The sequence below is a fragment of the Lysobacter arseniciresistens ZS79 genome (genome assembly GCF_000768335.1).
GTDB lineage: Bacteria > Pseudomonadota > Gammaproteobacteria > Xanthomonadales > Xanthomonadaceae > Novilysobacter > Novilysobacter arseniciresistens.
Genome location: NZ_AVPT01000032.1, coordinates 1 through 15,334, shown reverse-complemented (window position 1 = coordinate 15,334; position 15,334 = coordinate 1). Strand labels below are relative to the sequence as shown.

Annotated in this window: 14 protein-coding genes; 12 read left to right on the top strand and 2 right to left on the bottom strand. The window is 68.9% G+C overall.

Going from position 1 to position 15,334, the window contains the following annotated elements; genetic code table 11:
• The first annotated feature begins 54 nt into the window (after positions 1-54).
• The 10 genes from lpdA (at position 55) to N799_RS12180 (ending at position 9,403) form a co-directional block, all read left to right on the top strand.
• Positions 55-1,938: a dihydrolipoyl dehydrogenase gene (gene lpdA / locus N799_RS12225; protein WP_036212941.1), complete on the top strand. Its 1,884-nt coding sequence runs from the start codon at positions 55-57 to the stop codon at positions 1,936-1,938.
• A 298-nt stretch (positions 1,939-2,236) separates the two neighbouring features.
• Positions 2,237-2,593, top strand: coding sequence for a hypothetical protein (locus N799_RS12220; protein ID WP_036212938.1), 357 nt, complete (start codon positions 2,237-2,239; stop codon positions 2,591-2,593).
• 10 nt (positions 2,594-2,603) lie between these two features.
• Positions 2,604-3,428, top strand: coding sequence for a F0F1 ATP synthase subunit A (atpB, locus tag N799_RS12215; RefSeq protein WP_036212982.1), 825 nt, complete (start codon positions 2,604-2,606; stop codon positions 3,426-3,428).
• A gap of 93 nt (positions 3,429-3,521) precedes the next feature.
• Positions 3,522-3,788, top strand: a complete 267-nt coding sequence (gene atpE, locus N799_RS12210; protein WP_036212936.1) for a F0F1 ATP synthase subunit C — start codon at positions 3,522-3,524, stop codon at positions 3,786-3,788.
• Positions 3,789-3,880: 92 nt separating this feature from the next.
• Positions 3,881-4,351, top strand: coding sequence for a F0F1 ATP synthase subunit B (locus N799_RS12205; protein ID WP_036212933.1), 471 nt, complete (start codon positions 3,881-3,883; stop codon positions 4,349-4,351).
• Between the two features lie 39 nt (positions 4,352-4,390).
• Positions 4,391-4,918, top strand: coding sequence for a F0F1 ATP synthase subunit delta (locus tag N799_RS12200; RefSeq protein WP_036212930.1), 528 nt, complete (start codon positions 4,391-4,393; stop codon positions 4,916-4,918).
• Positions 4,919-4,991: 73 nt separating this feature from the next.
• Positions 4,992-6,542, top strand: coding sequence for a F0F1 ATP synthase subunit alpha (atpA, locus tag N799_RS12195; protein ID WP_036212979.1), 1,551 nt, complete (start codon positions 4,992-4,994; stop codon positions 6,540-6,542).
• Between the two features lie 13 nt (positions 6,543-6,555).
• Positions 6,556-7,419, top strand: a complete 864-nt coding sequence (gene atpG / locus N799_RS12190; protein WP_036212927.1) for a F0F1 ATP synthase subunit gamma — start codon at positions 6,556-6,558, stop codon at positions 7,417-7,419.
• Between the two features lie 78 nt (positions 7,420-7,497).
• The gene (gene atpD, locus N799_RS12185; RefSeq protein ID WP_036212924.1) at positions 7,498-8,907 is read left to right on the top strand and encodes a F0F1 ATP synthase subunit beta; all 1,410 of its coding nucleotides are present in this window, start codon (positions 7,498-7,500) and stop codon (positions 8,905-8,907) included.
• A gap of 70 nt (positions 8,908-8,977) precedes the next feature.
• Complete coding sequence (locus N799_RS12180; RefSeq protein WP_036212921.1) at positions 8,978-9,403, top strand: F0F1 ATP synthase subunit epsilon; 426 nt, start codon at positions 8,978-8,980, stop codon at positions 9,401-9,403.
• A gap of 75 nt (positions 9,404-9,478) precedes the next feature.
• Here the strand turns inward: N799_RS12180 and N799_RS12175 are convergent, their stop codons facing one another.
• The gene (locus N799_RS12175; RefSeq protein ID WP_036212918.1) at positions 9,479-9,862 is read right to left on the bottom strand and encodes a GtrA family protein; all 384 of its coding nucleotides are present in this window, start codon (positions 9,860-9,862) and stop codon (positions 9,479-9,481) included.
• Positions 9,859-11,892, bottom strand: a complete 2,034-nt coding sequence (locus tag N799_RS12170) for a hypothetical protein (protein WP_036212915.1) — start codon at positions 11,890-11,892, stop codon at positions 9,859-9,861. Before N799_RS12170 ends, N799_RS12175 begins: the two co-directional genes overlap by 4 nt.
• 83 nt (positions 11,893-11,975) lie before the next feature.
• Here N799_RS12170 and glmU point away from each other — a divergent pair, with 83 nt between their 5' ends.
• Positions 11,976-13,340, top strand: coding sequence for a bifunctional UDP-N-acetylglucosamine diphosphorylase/glucosamine-1-phosphate N-acetyltransferase GlmU (gene glmU, locus N799_RS12165; RefSeq protein WP_036212913.1), 1,365 nt, complete (start codon positions 11,976-11,978; stop codon positions 13,338-13,340).
• A gap of 87 nt (positions 13,341-13,427) precedes the next feature.
• The gene (gene glmS / locus N799_RS12160; RefSeq protein WP_036212910.1) at positions 13,428-15,257 is read left to right on the top strand and encodes a glutamine--fructose-6-phosphate transaminase (isomerizing); all 1,830 of its coding nucleotides are present in this window, start codon (positions 13,428-13,430) and stop codon (positions 15,255-15,257) included.
• The last annotated feature ends 77 nt before the right edge of the window (positions 15,258-15,334 follow it).

Sequence of the window (15,334 nt, the reverse complement as noted above, 5' to 3'; positions counted from 1 at the left end):
CCGCCGGCCCCGGGGCGCCCGCGCCCCATCCCCCGATTCACACAAGGAACTGACATGGCCAACACCATCGAGATCAAGGTCCCCGACATCGGCGATTTCGACGCGGTGCCGGTGATCGAGCTGCTGGTCGCGGTCGGCGACACCGTCGCGGTCGACCAGGGGCTGGTGACGCTGGAGTCGGACAAGGCGACGATGGAGGTGCCGTCCAGCGCCGCCGGCGTGGTCAAGGAGCTGAAGGTCAAGGTCGGCGACGAAGTGGCCGAGGGCGCGGTGATCGCCGTGCTCGAAGCCGCCGGCGAGGGCTCGGACAAGGGCGCGGACACCGGCGCCGGCAAGGGCGACGCGAAACCGGCCAGCAGCGACGGCGCGAAGCCGGAGGGTGGCAAGGCCACGGCCCCGGCAGACAAATCCGCCGCCGCCGAAGCCAGTCCGGATTCCACCGGCAAGCCTCCCGCGGCCACCGATGCCCCCGCCGGCAAGCCGGCCGCCAGCGCGCCCGCCGCCGCACCGGCCTCCGGCCGCAAGGCCGACGTCGAATGCCGCATGCTCGTGCTCGGCGCCGGCCCCGGCGGCTACACCGCTGCGTTCCGTGCCGCCGACCTCGGCCTCGACACCGTTCTGGTCGAGCGCTACGACAGCCTCGGCGGCGTCTGCCTCAACGTCGGCTGCATCCCGTCCAAGGCGCTGCTGCACGCCGCCGCGGTGGTCGACGAGGCCGCCCACGCGAAGGATTTCGGCATCGACTTCGGCAAGCCGAAGATCGCGCTGGACGCGCTGCGCGGCTACAAGGAGAAGGTCGTCGGCCAGCTGACCAAGGGCCTGGCCGGCATGGCCAGGCAGCGCAAGGTGCGCGTGGTCGCCGGCACCGGCAGGTTCATCTCGGCCAACGAGCTTGAGGTCGAGGGTGGCGGCAAGATCCAGCTGGTCCGCTTCGAGCAGTGCATCATCGCCGCCGGTTCGCAGGCGGTGAAGCTGCCGTTCTTCCCGTGGGACGACGAGCGCGTCATGGATTCCACCGACGCGCTCGAGCTGGCCGACGTGCCGAAGAAGCTGCTGGTCGTCGGCGGCGGCATCATCGGACTGGAGATGGCGACCGTGTACCGCGCGCTCGGCAGCGAGGTCACCGTCGTCGAGTTCATGGACCAGCTGATGCCCGGTGCCGACAAGGACCTGGTCAAGCCGCTGGCCGACCGCCTGAAGAAGCAGGGCGTCGCCGTGCACCTGAAGACCAGGGTGGTCGAGGCCAAGGCGCAGAAGAGCGGCATCGCCTGCAAATTCGAGGGCGACAGCGAGCCGGAAACGAAGACCTTCGATCGCGTGCTGGTCGCGGTCGGGCGCGCGCCCAACGGCGGCAAGCTCGACGCGCAGAAGGCCGGCGTCGAGGTCACCGAGCGCGGCTTCATCCCGGTCGACCGGCAGATGCGCACGAGCGCGCCGCACATCTTCGCGATCGGCGACCTGGTCGGCCAGCCGATGCTCGCGCACAAGGCCACGCACGAGGGCAAGCTCGCCGCCGAAGTCGCCGCGGGCGAAAAGAAGGAGTGGGTCGCGCGGGTGATCCCGTCGGTCGCCTACACCGATCCGGAGATCGCCTGGGTCGGCGTGACCGAGAACGAAGCGAAGGAAAAGGGCCTGAAGGTCGGCGTCGGCAAGTTCCCGTGGGCCGCGTCGGGCCGCGCGATCGGTATCGGCCGCACCGAGGGCTTCACCAAGCTGCTGTTCGACGAGGCGACGCAGCGCGTGATCGGCGCCGGCATCGTCGGCCCGCACGCCGGCGACCTGATCGCCGAGGTCGCGCTGGCGATCGAGATGGGCTGCGAGGTCGCCGACATCGGCCACACCATCCATCCGCACCCGACCCTGAGCGAGTCGGTGGCGATGGCGGCCGAGGTCTACGACGGCACCATCACCGATCTCTACATCCCGAAGAAGAAATAGCCGCGGCGGGCTTTCCGGCTGCGTGAAAGGTGAAGCCCCGGCGGATCAGGCCGGGGCTTCGTTTTTCCCACCGCTGCTGTTTTGCCTTGACGAGGAGAGAGTCGCGGCGGGACGTGCAGGACAACAGACCGGGCGCGCCGGCAAAGGTTCCGCCGCCCGTGGGTCGCGTTCAGGTACGGCCCGTCGCCGGTGGTCCGCGACGGTTGCCGGAGCCGGCGGGCACACCTATAATTCCGCGGCTCCATCGGGCGCTTGTCGCCCAGCCCTCCGGACCGACGAACCCCGCGTGCACGATCCCATGTCCGCAGGCCGCCGGCTGGCGTTGCGCGCGACTGTCTTCCAGGCGGGCGCGACGGTGCTGGTCGCCCTGATCCTCCTTCCCCACGGCTTGCCTTCGGCGCTTGGGGCGCTGGTCGGAGGGGGCGCGCTGGTCGCCGGCAGCGGCATCGCCGCGCTGGCTGCGCTCGGCGGCGGGGTCCAGCTGGCAGGCGCGGCCATCGCGCGACTGCTGGCGGGAGTGGTGTTGAAGTGGCTGGTGGTGGTTGCGGTATTCGTGCTCGGCATGGCCGGGTTCGGATTGGCCCCCCTGCCCATGCTGGCCGGCTTGCTGGCTGCGACGCTGGCCTTCGTGCTGGCCCAGATTCTGAAACGATAAGGTGTCTTTCGTGAGTGAACAGACCGGTTCGGGCGGCCTGAACGAATACATCCAGCACCACCTCGGGCACAACACCGTCGAGGTGCTGGGCGGCCAGTTCAACATCGACTCCTGGCTCGTCGGTCTCGGCCTGGGCCTGGTGTTCATCCTGTGGTTCGGCCTCGCCGCGCGCCGTGCGACGCCGGGCGTGCCGGGCAAGGGTCAGGCCTTCGTCGAGATGATCGTCGAGTTCGTCGACGGCCAGGTCAAGGACACCTTCCACGGCGACCGCCGCTCGGTCACGCCGCTGGCGCTGACGATCTTCGTCTGGATCGTGTTCATGAACACGATGGACCTGATCCCGCTCGACCTGGTCGGCTGGGGCATCCACACCATCGCCGGCGAGGAAGCCGCCGCGCACACCTACTGGCGCCTGGTCCCGACCGCCGACCTCAACACCACCTTCGGCATTTCCGCCTCGGTGTTCCTGATCCTGATCGGCCACGCCTGGTCGGCCAAGGGCGGCATGGGCTTCGGCAAGGAGCTGCTGACCGCGCCGTTCCATGCACACGGCTTCATGGCCATCGTGCTGGCGCCGGTCAACCTGCTGATGAACATCATCGAGTGGCTGGTCAAGCCGATCTCGCTCGCCATGCGACTGTTCGGCAACATGTACGGCGGCGAGCTCGTGTTCATGCTGATCGCCGGCCTGTTCGCCAGCTGGGTCACCTTCGTGCCGGGCATCATCGCCAACGCGGCATGGGCGATCTTCCATATCCTGATCATCCTGCTGCAGGCCTTCATCTTCATGATCCTCACGGTCGTCTACATCGCCGGCGCCCGCGAGAGTCACTGATCCGCGCGGCCGGTCCGCCGGCCCCGCACCGCGTTCCGTTTCCACCTTCGTTCCATTCCCTTCAAAGCAACGCTTTCACCCAGGAGAAGCACCATGGAGTTCATCGCCAACGTTCAGGGTCTGACCGCCATCGCGATCGGCATCATCATCGGCCTCGGCGCGCTCGGCGCCTGCCTCGGCATCGCGATCATGGGTGCCAAGTTCCTCGAGTCGGCCGCCCGCCAGCCGGAGCTGGTCCCGATGCTGCAGGGCCGCATGTTCCTGCTCGCCGGCCTGATCGACGCGGCGTTCATCATCGGCCTCGCCGTCGCCCTGTTCTTCGGCTTCGCCAACCCGCTGATCAGCATCCTGCAGGGCTGATGATCCGCGTGGCGACCCGTGCTCCGGCGCGGGTCGCGCCCCCGGGACGGCCATCGCGGCCGGTCCACTGCCAGTAACGTCGAGGACCCGTCATGAATCCCAACATGACTTTCTTCGGTCAGATGATCTCCTTCGCGATCCTTGTCTGGTTCACGATGAAGTTCATCTGGCCGCCGCTGAACGCGGCCATCGAAGAGCGCCAGAAGAAGATCGCCGAGGGCCTGGCGGCTGCCGAGCGCAGCCAGAAGGACCTCGCCCAGGCGCAGCAGAGCGCCGACGCCGCGCTGCGCGAAGCACGGGTCAAGGCCAACGAGATCATCGAGCAGGCGCACCAGCGCGCCAATCAGATCGTCGACCAGGCCAAGACCGACGCCGCGGTGGAAGCCACCCGCCAGAAGGCGATGGCCGATGCCGAGATCGTCGCCGCGCAGAACCGCGCCCGCGAGGACCTGCGCAAGCAGGTGTCGGTGCTGGCCGTCAGCGGCGCCGAGAAGCTGCTCAAGCGCGAGATCGACGCCAACGCCCACAAGGCGCTGCTCGACGAACTCGCCGCGCAGCTCTGACGCGCTCCGACCGATGCCCCAAGCGATGAGCCTTAAGCAATGAGCCAGTCCCTGACCCTCGCCCGCCCGTATGCGCGCGCCGCGTTCGCGGCCTCGCGCAACGACGGCCGCGCCGCGTCGTGGTCGCAGGCGCTCGCGTTCGCCGCGCAGGTCGCGGCCGACCCGCGGGTGCAGTCGCTGCTGTCGCACCCGCGGCTGTCGAACGACGACGCGGTCGCCCTGCTCGCCACCGACGGTGCCGACGACGAGCTGCGCCGCTTCATCGGCCTGCTCGCCGAGAACCACCGGCTGGCGCTGCTGCCGGAGATCGCCGGGCTGTTCGAGCAGCTGCGCGCCGAGGCCGAGCGGATCGTCAAGGCGCGGGTGACCGCGGCCAGCGAGCTGCCGGCGGCCGAGCTCGAGTCGATCCGCGCCGGCCTCAAGCGCCGCTTCGGCCGCGAGGTCGAGATCGAGACGGCGGTCGATCCGTCGCTGATCGGCGGCGCGGTGATCGACGCCGGCGACGTGGTGATCGACGGTTCGCTCAAGGGCAAGCTCGAGCGGCTCCAGGGCGCACTGGCCCACTGACAAGGCAACACGTGGGCGGACGGTGTCCGCCGAACGCGAAGGCGGGCCCGTCCCGCCCAACCAGGAAAAGAAGATGGCAACCACCCAGCTCAACCCGTCCGAAATCAGCGAACTGATCAAGACCCGCATCGAGAAGGTCAAGCTGTCCGCGGAGTCCCGCAACGAAGGCTCGGTCACCTCGGTGTCCGACGGCATCGTGCGCATCCACGGCCTCGCCGACGTCATGCAGGGCGAGATGATCGAGCTGCCGAACAATACGTTCGCGCTCGCGCTCAACCTGGAGCGCGACTCGGTCGGCGCCGTGGTCCTGGGTGACTACGAGCACCTGGTCGAGGGCGACGTCGCCAAGACCACCGGCCGCATCCTCGAAGTGCCGGTCGGTCCGGAGCTGCTCGGCCGCGTGGTCAACGCGCTGGGCGAGCCGATCGACGGCAAGGGCCCGATCGACGCCAAGCTGTCGGCGCCGGTCGAGCGCGTCGCGCCGGGCGTGATCTGGCGCAAGTCGGTCGACCAGCCGGTGCAGACCGGCTACAAGTCGGTCGACGCGATGATCCCGATCGGCCGTGGCCAGCGCGAGCTGATCATCGGTGACCGCCAGACCGGCAAGACCGCGATGGCGATCGATGCGGTGATCAACCAGAAGGGCACCGGCATCAAGTGCGTGTACGTGGCGATCGGCCAGAAGGCCTCGACCGTCGCCAACATCGTGCGCAAGCTCGAGCAGAACGGCGCGCTCGACCACACCATCGTGGTCGCCGCCACCGCCTCCGAGTCGGCCGCGATGCAGTACATCAGCGCCTACTCCGGCTGCACCATGGGCGAGTACTTCATGGATCGCGGCCAGGACGCCCTGATCGTGTACGACGACCTGTCCAAGCAGGCCGTCGCCTACCGCCAGATCTCGCTGCTGCTGAAGCGCCCGCCGGGCCGCGAAGCCTACCCGGGTGACGTGTTCTACCTGCACAGCCGCCTGCTCGAGCGCGCCGCGCGCGTGTCCGAGGAGTACGTCGAGAAGTTCACCAACGGCGAGGTCAAGGGCCAGACCGGCTCGCTGACCGCGCTGCCGCTGATCGAGACCCAGGCCGGCGACGTCTCCGCGTTCGTGCCGACCAACGTGATCTCGATCACCGATGGCCAGATCTTCCTCGAGACCGACCTGTTCAACGCCGGCATCCGCCCGGCCGTCAACGCCGGCATCTCGGTTTCGCGCGTCGGTGGCTCGGCCCAGACCAAGATCATCAAGAAGCTGTCGGGCGGCATCCGCATCGCGCTCGCCCAGTACCGTGAGCTGGCCGCGTTCGCGCAGTTCGCGTCGGACCTGGACGAGGCGACCCGCAAGCAGCTCGAGCGCGGCCAGCGCGTCACCGAGCTGATGAAGCAGAAGCAGTACGCGCCGATGTCGATCGCGATGCAGGCGCTGTCGATCTATGCCGTCAACGAGGGTTACCTCGACGACGTCGCGGTCAACAAGATCATGGCCTTCGAGGAAGGCCTGCACGCCCACTTCGCCAATACTCAGGGCGAGCTGGTGAGCAAGATCAACAGCACCGGCAACTGGAACGACGAGATCGAGGCCCAGTTCAAGAAGGGCATCGAAGAGTTCAAGCAGACCGGCACCTGGTAAGGCGGGCACGACGATGGCAGGCGGACGCGAAATCAAAACCAAGATCAAGAGCGTGCAGAACACCCGCAAGGTGACGCGCGCGCTCGAGATGGTCTCGGCCTCGAAGATCCGCAAGGCGCAGGATCGGATGAAGACCTCGCGTCCGTATGCGCGGGTGATGAAGCAGGTGATCGGCCACCTGGCCCAGGCCAACGCCGATTACCAGCACCCGTACATGGTCGAGCGCAAGGACCCGAAGCGGGTCGGCTACCTGATCGTGTCGTCCGACCGCGGCCTGGCCGGCGGCCTCAACAACAACCTGTTCCGCAAGCTGCTGGGCGAGATCCGCCGCTGGAACGAGCAGGGCGTCGAGGTCGACGTGGTCACCGTCGGCCAGAAGGCGTCGGTGTTCTTCCGCCGGGTCAAGGTCAACATGCTGGCCTCGGTCAGCCACCTTGGCGACGCACCGCACCTGGAGCAGCTGGTGGGCGTGGTCAAGGTCATGCTCGACGGCTACAGCAGCGGCACCATCGACCGCGTGTTCCTGGCCTACAACGGTTTCGTCAACACGATGACCCAGAAGGCCAGCTTCGACCAGCTGCTGCCGCTGCCGGCGCCGGAAGCGCAGATCGCCCGGCACGACTGGGACTACATCTACGAGCCCGACGCCGAGGGCGTGCTGGACCACGTGCTGACCCGCTACGTCGAGTCGCTGGTGTACCAGGCGGTGCTGGAGAACGTCGCTTCCGAGCATGCCGCGCGCATGGTCGCGATGAAGGCGGCGAGCGACAACGCCAGCAAGCTGATCGACACCCTGCAGCTGGTCTACAACAAGGCGCGGCAGGCGGCGATCACCCAGGAAATCTCGGAAATCGTCGGCGGCGCCGCGGCGGTCTGACCCCACGCGTCATCAAACCATCCAGTGCGGGCGCAACCTGCGGGCCGCAACGCAGCATCAGAGATACGAGGAAACATCATGAGCCAGGGCAAGATCGTTCAGATCATCGGTGCCGTCGTCGACGTCGAGTTCCCGCGCGAGTCCGTCCCGCACGTCTACGACGCGCTGAAGGTCGACAACACCGCCATCACGCTGGAAGTGCAGCAGCAGCTGGGCGACGGCGTGGTCCGCGCGATCGCGCTGGGCTCCACCGACGGTCTCAAGCGCAACCTGGTCGCCACCAACACCGGCCGCGGCATCGCGGTGCCGGTCGGCAAGGGCACCCTGGGCCGCATCATGGACGTGCTCGGCACGCCGATCGACGAGGCCGGCCCGGTCGAGGCGACCGACCAGTGGGAGATCCACCGCGACGCGCCGACCTATGAAGAGCAGGCCGCGACCAACGAACTGCTGGAAACCGGCATCAAGGTCATCGACCTGATGTGCCCGTTCGCCAAGGGCGGCAAGGTTGGCCTGTTCGGCGGCGCCGGCGTCGGCAAGACCGTCAACATGATGGAACTGATCAACAACATCGCCAAGGCGCACGAAGGCCTGTCGGTGTTCGCCGGCGTCGGTGAGCGTACCCGCGAGGGCAACGACTTCTACCACGAGATGAAGGACTCCAACGTCCTCGACAAGGTGGCGATGGTCTACGGCCAGATGAACGAGCCGCCGGGCAACCGCCTGCGCGTCGCCCTGACCGGCCTGACCATGGCCGAGTACTTCCGTGACGAGAAGGACGAATCCGGCAAGGGCCGCGACGTGCTGTTCTTCGTCGACAACATCTACCGCTACACCCTGGCCGGCACCGAGGTCTCCGCGCTGCTGGGCCGCATGCCGTCGGCGGTGGGTTACCAGCCGACCCTGGCCGAGGAAATGGGCGTGCTGCAGGAGCGCATCACCTCGACCAAGACCGGCTCGATCACCTCGATCCAGGCCGTGTACGTGCCCGCGGACGACCTGACCGACCCGTCGCCGGCGACCACCTTCGCCCACCTCGACGCCACCGTCGTGCTGTCGCGAAACATCGCCTCGCTGGGCATCTACCCGGCGGTCGACCCGCTCGATTCGACCTCGCGCCAGCTCGACCCGAACGTGATCGGCAACGAGCACTACGAGACCGCGCGCAAGGTCCAGGCGACCCTGCAGAAGTACAAGGAACTGAAGGACATCATCGCCATCCTCGGCATGGACGAGCTGAGCGAAGAGGACAAGCAGGCGGTGTCGCGCGCGCGCAAGATCGAGCGCTTCTTCAGCCAGCCGTTCCACGTCGCCGAGGTGTTCACCGGCTCGCCGGGCAAGTACGTGCCGCTGAAGGACACCATCCGCGGCTTCAAGGGCATCGTCGACGGCGAGTACGACCACCTGCCGGAGCAGGCGTTCTACATGGTCGGCTCGATCGAGGAAGCGGTCGAGAAGGGCAAGAAGATCACCGGCGAAGCCGCCTGATCACCGGCCGGCGCCGCGCGCCGCGTGACGCCGGCAGCGGTCTTCCCCTCCGAGCAAAGCGAGACACCAGATGGCATCCACCTTCCGTTGCGACATCGTCAGTGCCGAGGAAGAGATCTTCCACGGCGAGGCCGTGCTGCTGGTCGCCACCGGCGAGCTCGGCGAACTCGGCATCGCGCCCAAGCACGCACCGCTGATCACCCGCCTCAAGCCGGGCAAGGTCGTGGTGACCCTGCCCAACGGCGAGCAGATGGACTTCGCCGTGTCCGGCGGCATCCTTGAAGTGCAGCCGCAGGTCGTGACCGTGCTGGCCGACACCGCGATCCGCGCCCAGGACATCGACGAGGCCGCCGTGCGCGCCGCCAAGGAAGAGGCCGAGCGCATCCTCGCCCGCCGCGCCGAGCCGATGGAAATCGCCGAAGCCCAGCAGAAGCTGGCCGAAGTGATGGCCCAGTTGTCGGCACTGGAGCGCCTGCGCAAGAACGTCAAGCACTGACGGCGCATCGCCCTTGCAATACCCGGAACGCCGGCCTCGCGCCGGCGTTCTGCTGTCCGGGCCCGCCGCCGGAACTCAGCGCCGGTAGATCCAGTGCCGCGAGACCAGGAAACCGAAGCCGCCGAGCAGGATCTCGACGCCGGGCTTGGCCAGCCACGACCACTTCAGGCCCGCGACATCGTCGATCGCACCCATCGACCAGGTGCTGATCGCCGTCGTCAGGGACCACAGCAGCATGAACCGCACGAACTGCAGCCGCCCGACCGCGGTCTCGTCGCCGGCGAAGGTGAAGCGGCCGTTCAACCAGAATCCCAGCAGCGCGCCGCTCACCCGCCCGGCGATGTTGGCCGGCTCGACCGGCAGGCCGTTGTGGCTGAGCAGCACCATCACGCCCCAGTCGACCAGGTACTGCAGCGCACCGACGAGCAGGAAACTGCGGCCCTGGCGGGTGAGACTCATCGGGTGACTCCGGCCCCGTCGACGCGCCACAGCTCGGCATCGCCGACCGCGGCGACGCGCACGCCGATCTGCCGTACGGCTGACTGCAACGCCGGGCTTGCGGTCGCCGGCGTCACCAGCACCCAGCGGATGTCGTGCTCGCCCAACAGCGCCCGCCAACGCGCGCCGCTGGGATCGGTTTCCGCCTCGGCACGCGCCGCCTTCAGGCGTGGATCGTGGTCCAGCACGCCGCGGCCGCGACCACCGAGCTCGGCGATGTAGGCGCGGCTCGGATTGGTCGCGAGCACCATCCCGTCATCGTCCTCGGGGATGCGTTGCAGGAGCGTGCGCTCGGGAACGTAATAGGGGAGTACTTCGGCCGGGTTACCCGCCGACCGGATCACCCGCTTGAGCGCGGACGAGTGGTGCAGCCAGCTGGCGTTGGCCTGCAGCGCCAGGTTGATCATGCAGCTGGCCACCACGATCCAGGCAAAGGTGCGCCTGCCGAAGCGCGCCTGCCCGTGCGGGAGCATCGCCACCACCAGCAGCATCAGCCCCGGGTAGGCGTAGCGGGCGTACTGCATCGGAACCAGCGGCAGCAGGAAGCAGGCGGCCAACGCGAGCGCCAGTGCGCGCGAGCGCCCGTCCAGCATGGCGGCCAGCCACGCGCCGGAAAGCGCGATGAGGCTCAGCCCGAGCCCGCCGTCCCAGGCCTCGACGTAGCGGTCGGTATCGAACACCAGGTTCCATCCGAGCATGGGCCCGAAACCGGTATGCCAGCGCGGGTCGCGGTAGTTCTCGACCGGGAAGAACGGCGACTCGAAATAGCCGTTGAACAACGGCAGCACCGGATTGCCGGTATGCCACCAAGAGAACGCGTAGCTGGACCCCCCGACCACGGCCACCAGCAGGATCGCCGCGGGCATCCGTCGCCAGGGCAGTGCATGCCGATGACGCCAGCCGGCGTAGGCGAGCAGCGGCAGCGCTGCGAGGACGTGGACCCCCTTGAGTGCGACCAGCATCGCAAACAGCACCGCGCCGGCCCACAGGCGCCCCGTGCCGGTGCCCACGATCACCGCCAGCAGCGACGCGGTCGCGGCGGTGGCGGCAAGTTCGGTTTGCATGCCGGCCGCCATCCAGACCAGCGGTGGCAGGCTCGCGAACAGCGCGACGCACGCCCAGCGCTCGGCCGGTCGGGCGCCCGCACCGGTAGCCGCGGACCAGATCGCCGCCGCGGCGAGGCCCAGCCAGAGCGCGTTGACCCCGCCGCGCGCGTTCCCGCCCGAGAGCACTGCGGCGAACCCCTGCAGCGCGTCGCCGGCCCAGGGGGCGAACGCCCACACCTGGTGTGCCGGGTCGGGGCGGTACTCGCCGTACATCAGCAACTGGCTGGGAAGACCCAGATGGTAGGCGAGGTCGTCGACCTGCATGGTCGGAAGCCAGCAGGCGGTCGACGCAAGCCCCAGCAGCATCACCGCGAACCCCGCCCAGCGCGGCGCGGCGGCCACGGCGGACTGCCACTCGCGCACCGCGCTGGCCGCGACATTGCGCAGTACGCGCCGCTGCCAGACCAGCACCGCCAGCACCAGCAGGCCCCAGACGGCCTGGTGGTGCACCGGCCACGACAGGGCCCAGCCGCCGACACCCGCGATCAACGCAAGCCCCGCGGTCGTGGCGATCGCGAGACGCGCCGGCGTACCGGGCGGAAGCCATGGCAGGCCGATTGCCAGCGCCGTCGCCGCCAGCGCCGTGGCACCGATCACCGGCGCCGGGCCGGCGAACAGGACGAGTGCCAGTACCCACACGAGTGCAGTGGAGGAGGCCAGCGACCAGTGCGCGAACCGCCGCAGAGGCCACCCGAGCGCCCATGCCAGCAATGCCAGCAGCAGTGACAGCGCAAACCGCTCCCACGGCAACACGCGCCACATGCCGTGCCAGGCGAACCCGCCCACCGCCAGCGCGACGCCCGCGAACAACAGTGCCCGCGAGGCGGCAAGGCGCCCTGCCGAACCGTCGACGTTCGCCTGCAGGCGACTGGCACGCTCACTCATCAGGCGGTCCCGGCGGGAAACGCGGGATGATAACAACGCGGGTCGCTAGAATTCCCGCTGGCCGCCGTTCCCCTGGAGTCCCGATGCCCGCCCCCCTGCACGTCGTCATCCTCGCCGCCGGCGAGGGCAAGCGGATGAAGTCCGCGCTCCCGAAAGTGCTGCAGAAGGTCGCCGGGCGGCCGATGCTCGGGCACGTGGTCGCGACCGCGCGCGCGTTGCAGCCGGCGGGCATCCACGTGGTGTACGGCCATCACGGTGAGCGGGTCCGCGACGCGTTTGCCGACCAGCCCGACCTGCACTGGAGCGAACAGGTCGAGCGCCTGGGCACCGGCCACGCGTTGCAGCAGGCGATGCCGGACGTGCCGCAGGATGCGCGCGTGCTGGTGCTGTACGGCGACGTGCCGCTGATCACTGCCGACACCCTGCAACGCCTGCTGGACGCGCCCGGACGGATCGCGGTGCTGGTGGCCGATCTCGACGACCCGACCGGCTACGGCCGCGTCGTGCGCGACGCGCAGGGCAACGTGGCGCGGATCGTCGAACACAAGGACGCCGACGACGAGCAGCGCGAGATCGACACCGTCAACACCGGCATCCTTGTCGCCGACGGCGAGCCGTTGCGCCGCTGGCTGGCGCACCTGGGCAACGACAATGCGCAGGGCGAGTACTACCTGACCGACGTGTTCGCCGCCGCCGCCTCCGAGTTCAGCGCGGCCGAGATGGTACATGTGGCGGACCCGATCGAAGTCGAGGGCGCCAATGATCCGTGGCAGCTGGCCCAGCTGGAGCGTGCGTTCCAGCGACGGGCGGCACGCGCGCTGTGCCTCGCCGGCGCGCGCCTGGCCGACCCGGCGCGGGTCGACGTCCGCGGCGACGTGACGGTTGGCAGCGACGTGGAGATCGATGTCGACGTGGTGTTCGAAGGCAACGTCGAGCTTGCCGACGGCGTGCGGATCGGCCCGTTCTGCCGGTTGCGCAACGTCCGGCTCGGCCCCGGTACCGAGGTGCGCGCGCACTGCGACCTCGACGGCGCGGTGGTCGAGGGCGCCGCCACCATCGGCCCGTTCGCGCGGCTGCGGCCGGGCACCGTGCTGGCCGACGGCGTGCACATCGGCAACTTCGTCGAGGCCAAGAACGCGAAGATCGGCGTGACCAGCAAGGTCAACCACCTCAGCTACATCGGCGACGCGCTGATCGGGGTCGGCGTCAACGTCGGCGCCGGCACCATAACCTGCAACTACGACGGCGTGAACAAGTCGACCACGACGATCGGGGACGGCGCGTTCATCGGCTCCAACAGCTCGCTGGTGGCGCCGGTGACGATCGGCCGGGGAGCGACGGTCGCCGCCGGGTCGGTGATCACCCGCAACGCGCCCGACGAGCGGCTCACGGTCGCCCGGGCGCGGCAGAGCGTGGTCGAGGGCTGGCAACGGCCGAAAAAGAAGTAGGGCGGACGTATCGTCGAGCATCCAGCCCCCGTCGCGGCCGGGCAGGACCGCTAAACTGTCCGGATTACTTGCAGGAGCTTCCTCCCCATGTGTGGAATCGTCGGCGCGATCGCGGATCGCGATGTGGTACCGGTCCTCGTCGAAGGTCTCAAGCGGCTCGAATACCGCGGCTACGACTCCGCCGGTATCGCCGTGCTCGATGACGGCGTGGTCCGCCGGGTGCGCCGCACCGGACGTGTCGCGGAGATGGAGTCCGCCGCGCAGGCCGAGAACTTCCACGCGGCGGTCGGCATCGGCCATACCCGCTGGGCGACCCACGGCGGCGTCACCGAGGCCAATGCCCATCCGCACATCAGCCAGGGCGTGGCGCTGGTCCACAACGGCATCATCGAGAACCACGAGGAGCAGCGCGAGAAGCTGCGCGCGATGGGCTACGTCTTCGAGTCCGAGACGGACACCGAGGTCATCGCCCATTTGATCGATTCGCATCTTTCGCGCGGCGCCGGCCTGCTGGCCGCGGTGCAGCAGGCGGTGGCGGAGCTGCACGGGGCCTACGCCTTGGCGGTTGTCAGTCAGAAGGAACCCGGCCGCCTGGTCGCCGCGCGCATGGGCTGCCCGCTGCTGGTCGGCCTCGGCGACGGCGAGAACTTCGTCGCCAGCGACGTCTCGGCGATCATCCAGGCGACGCGCCGGGTGATCTTCCTGGAGGAGGGCGACACCGCCGATATCACCCGCGACCAGGTCCAGGTGTTCGATGGCGCCGGTGCCGCGGTGGAGCGCGACGTGCACGTTTCCGACGTCTCGCTGGCGTCGCTGGAACTCGGGCCCTACCGCCACTTCATGCAGAAGGAGATCCACGAACAGCCGCGCGCGATCGCCGACACCATCGAGGCGGTGATCGACAACGGCGCGTTCGCGCCCGAGCTGTTCGGCGCCGACGCCGCCGAAGTGTTGCGCGATATCGAGGGCGTGCAGATCCTCGCCTGCGGCACCAGCTACTACGCCGGCCTGACCGCGCGCTACTGGATCGAGGCGATCGCGGGGCTGCCGTGTTCCGTCGAGATTGCCAGCGAGTACCGCTACCGCACCGCCGTCGCCAACCCGAAGCACCTGGTCGTCACCATCTCGCAGTCGGGCGAAACCCTCGACACGATGGAGGCGCTGAAGTACGCCAGGTCGCTCGGCCACGACCGGACGCTGTCGATCTGCAACGTGCCCGAGAGCGCGATCCCGCGCGCCAGCCGCCTCGTCTACTACACCCGCGCCGGCGCCGAGATCGGCGTCGCCTCGACCAAGGCCTTCACCACCCAGCTGGTCGCGCTGTTCACCCTCACCGCGACGCTGGCCAAGCTGCACGGCCGGCTCGATGCCACGCAGGAAGCCGAGCACCTCGACGCGCTGCGACACCTGCCCGGCAGCGTGCAGCACGCGCTGAACCTGGAGCCGCAGGTCACCGGCTGGGCCGAGCGGTTCGCGCCGAAGGACAACGCGCTGTTCCTCGGTCGCGGCGTGCACTACCCGATCGCGCTGGAGGGTGCGCTCAAGCTCAAGGAGATCTCCTACATCCACGCCGAGGCGTACCCGGCCGGCGAGCTCAAGCACGGCCCGCTGGCGCTGGTCGACGAGGCGATGCCGGTGGTGGTGATCGCGCCCAACGATCGCCTACTGGAGAAGGTGAAGTCGAACATGCAGGAGGTCCGCGCGCGCGGCGGCGAGCTGTTCGTGTTCACCGACGAGGACAGCCACTTCGGCCCGTCCGACGGCGTGCACGTGATCCGCGCGCCGCGCCACGTCGGCGTGCTCAGCCCGATCGTGCACACCATCCCGGTGCAGCTGCTGGCGTACCACGTCGCGCTGGCGCGCGGCACCGACGTCGACAAGCCGCGTAACCTGGCCAAGTCGGTGACGGTGGAGTAGCGGCTCCGCCGCGGACTCGTGACGTGTGGTGGGGGAATAGATTCGTATCCTGGGGAATACAGTGCTATCCCAGGTAA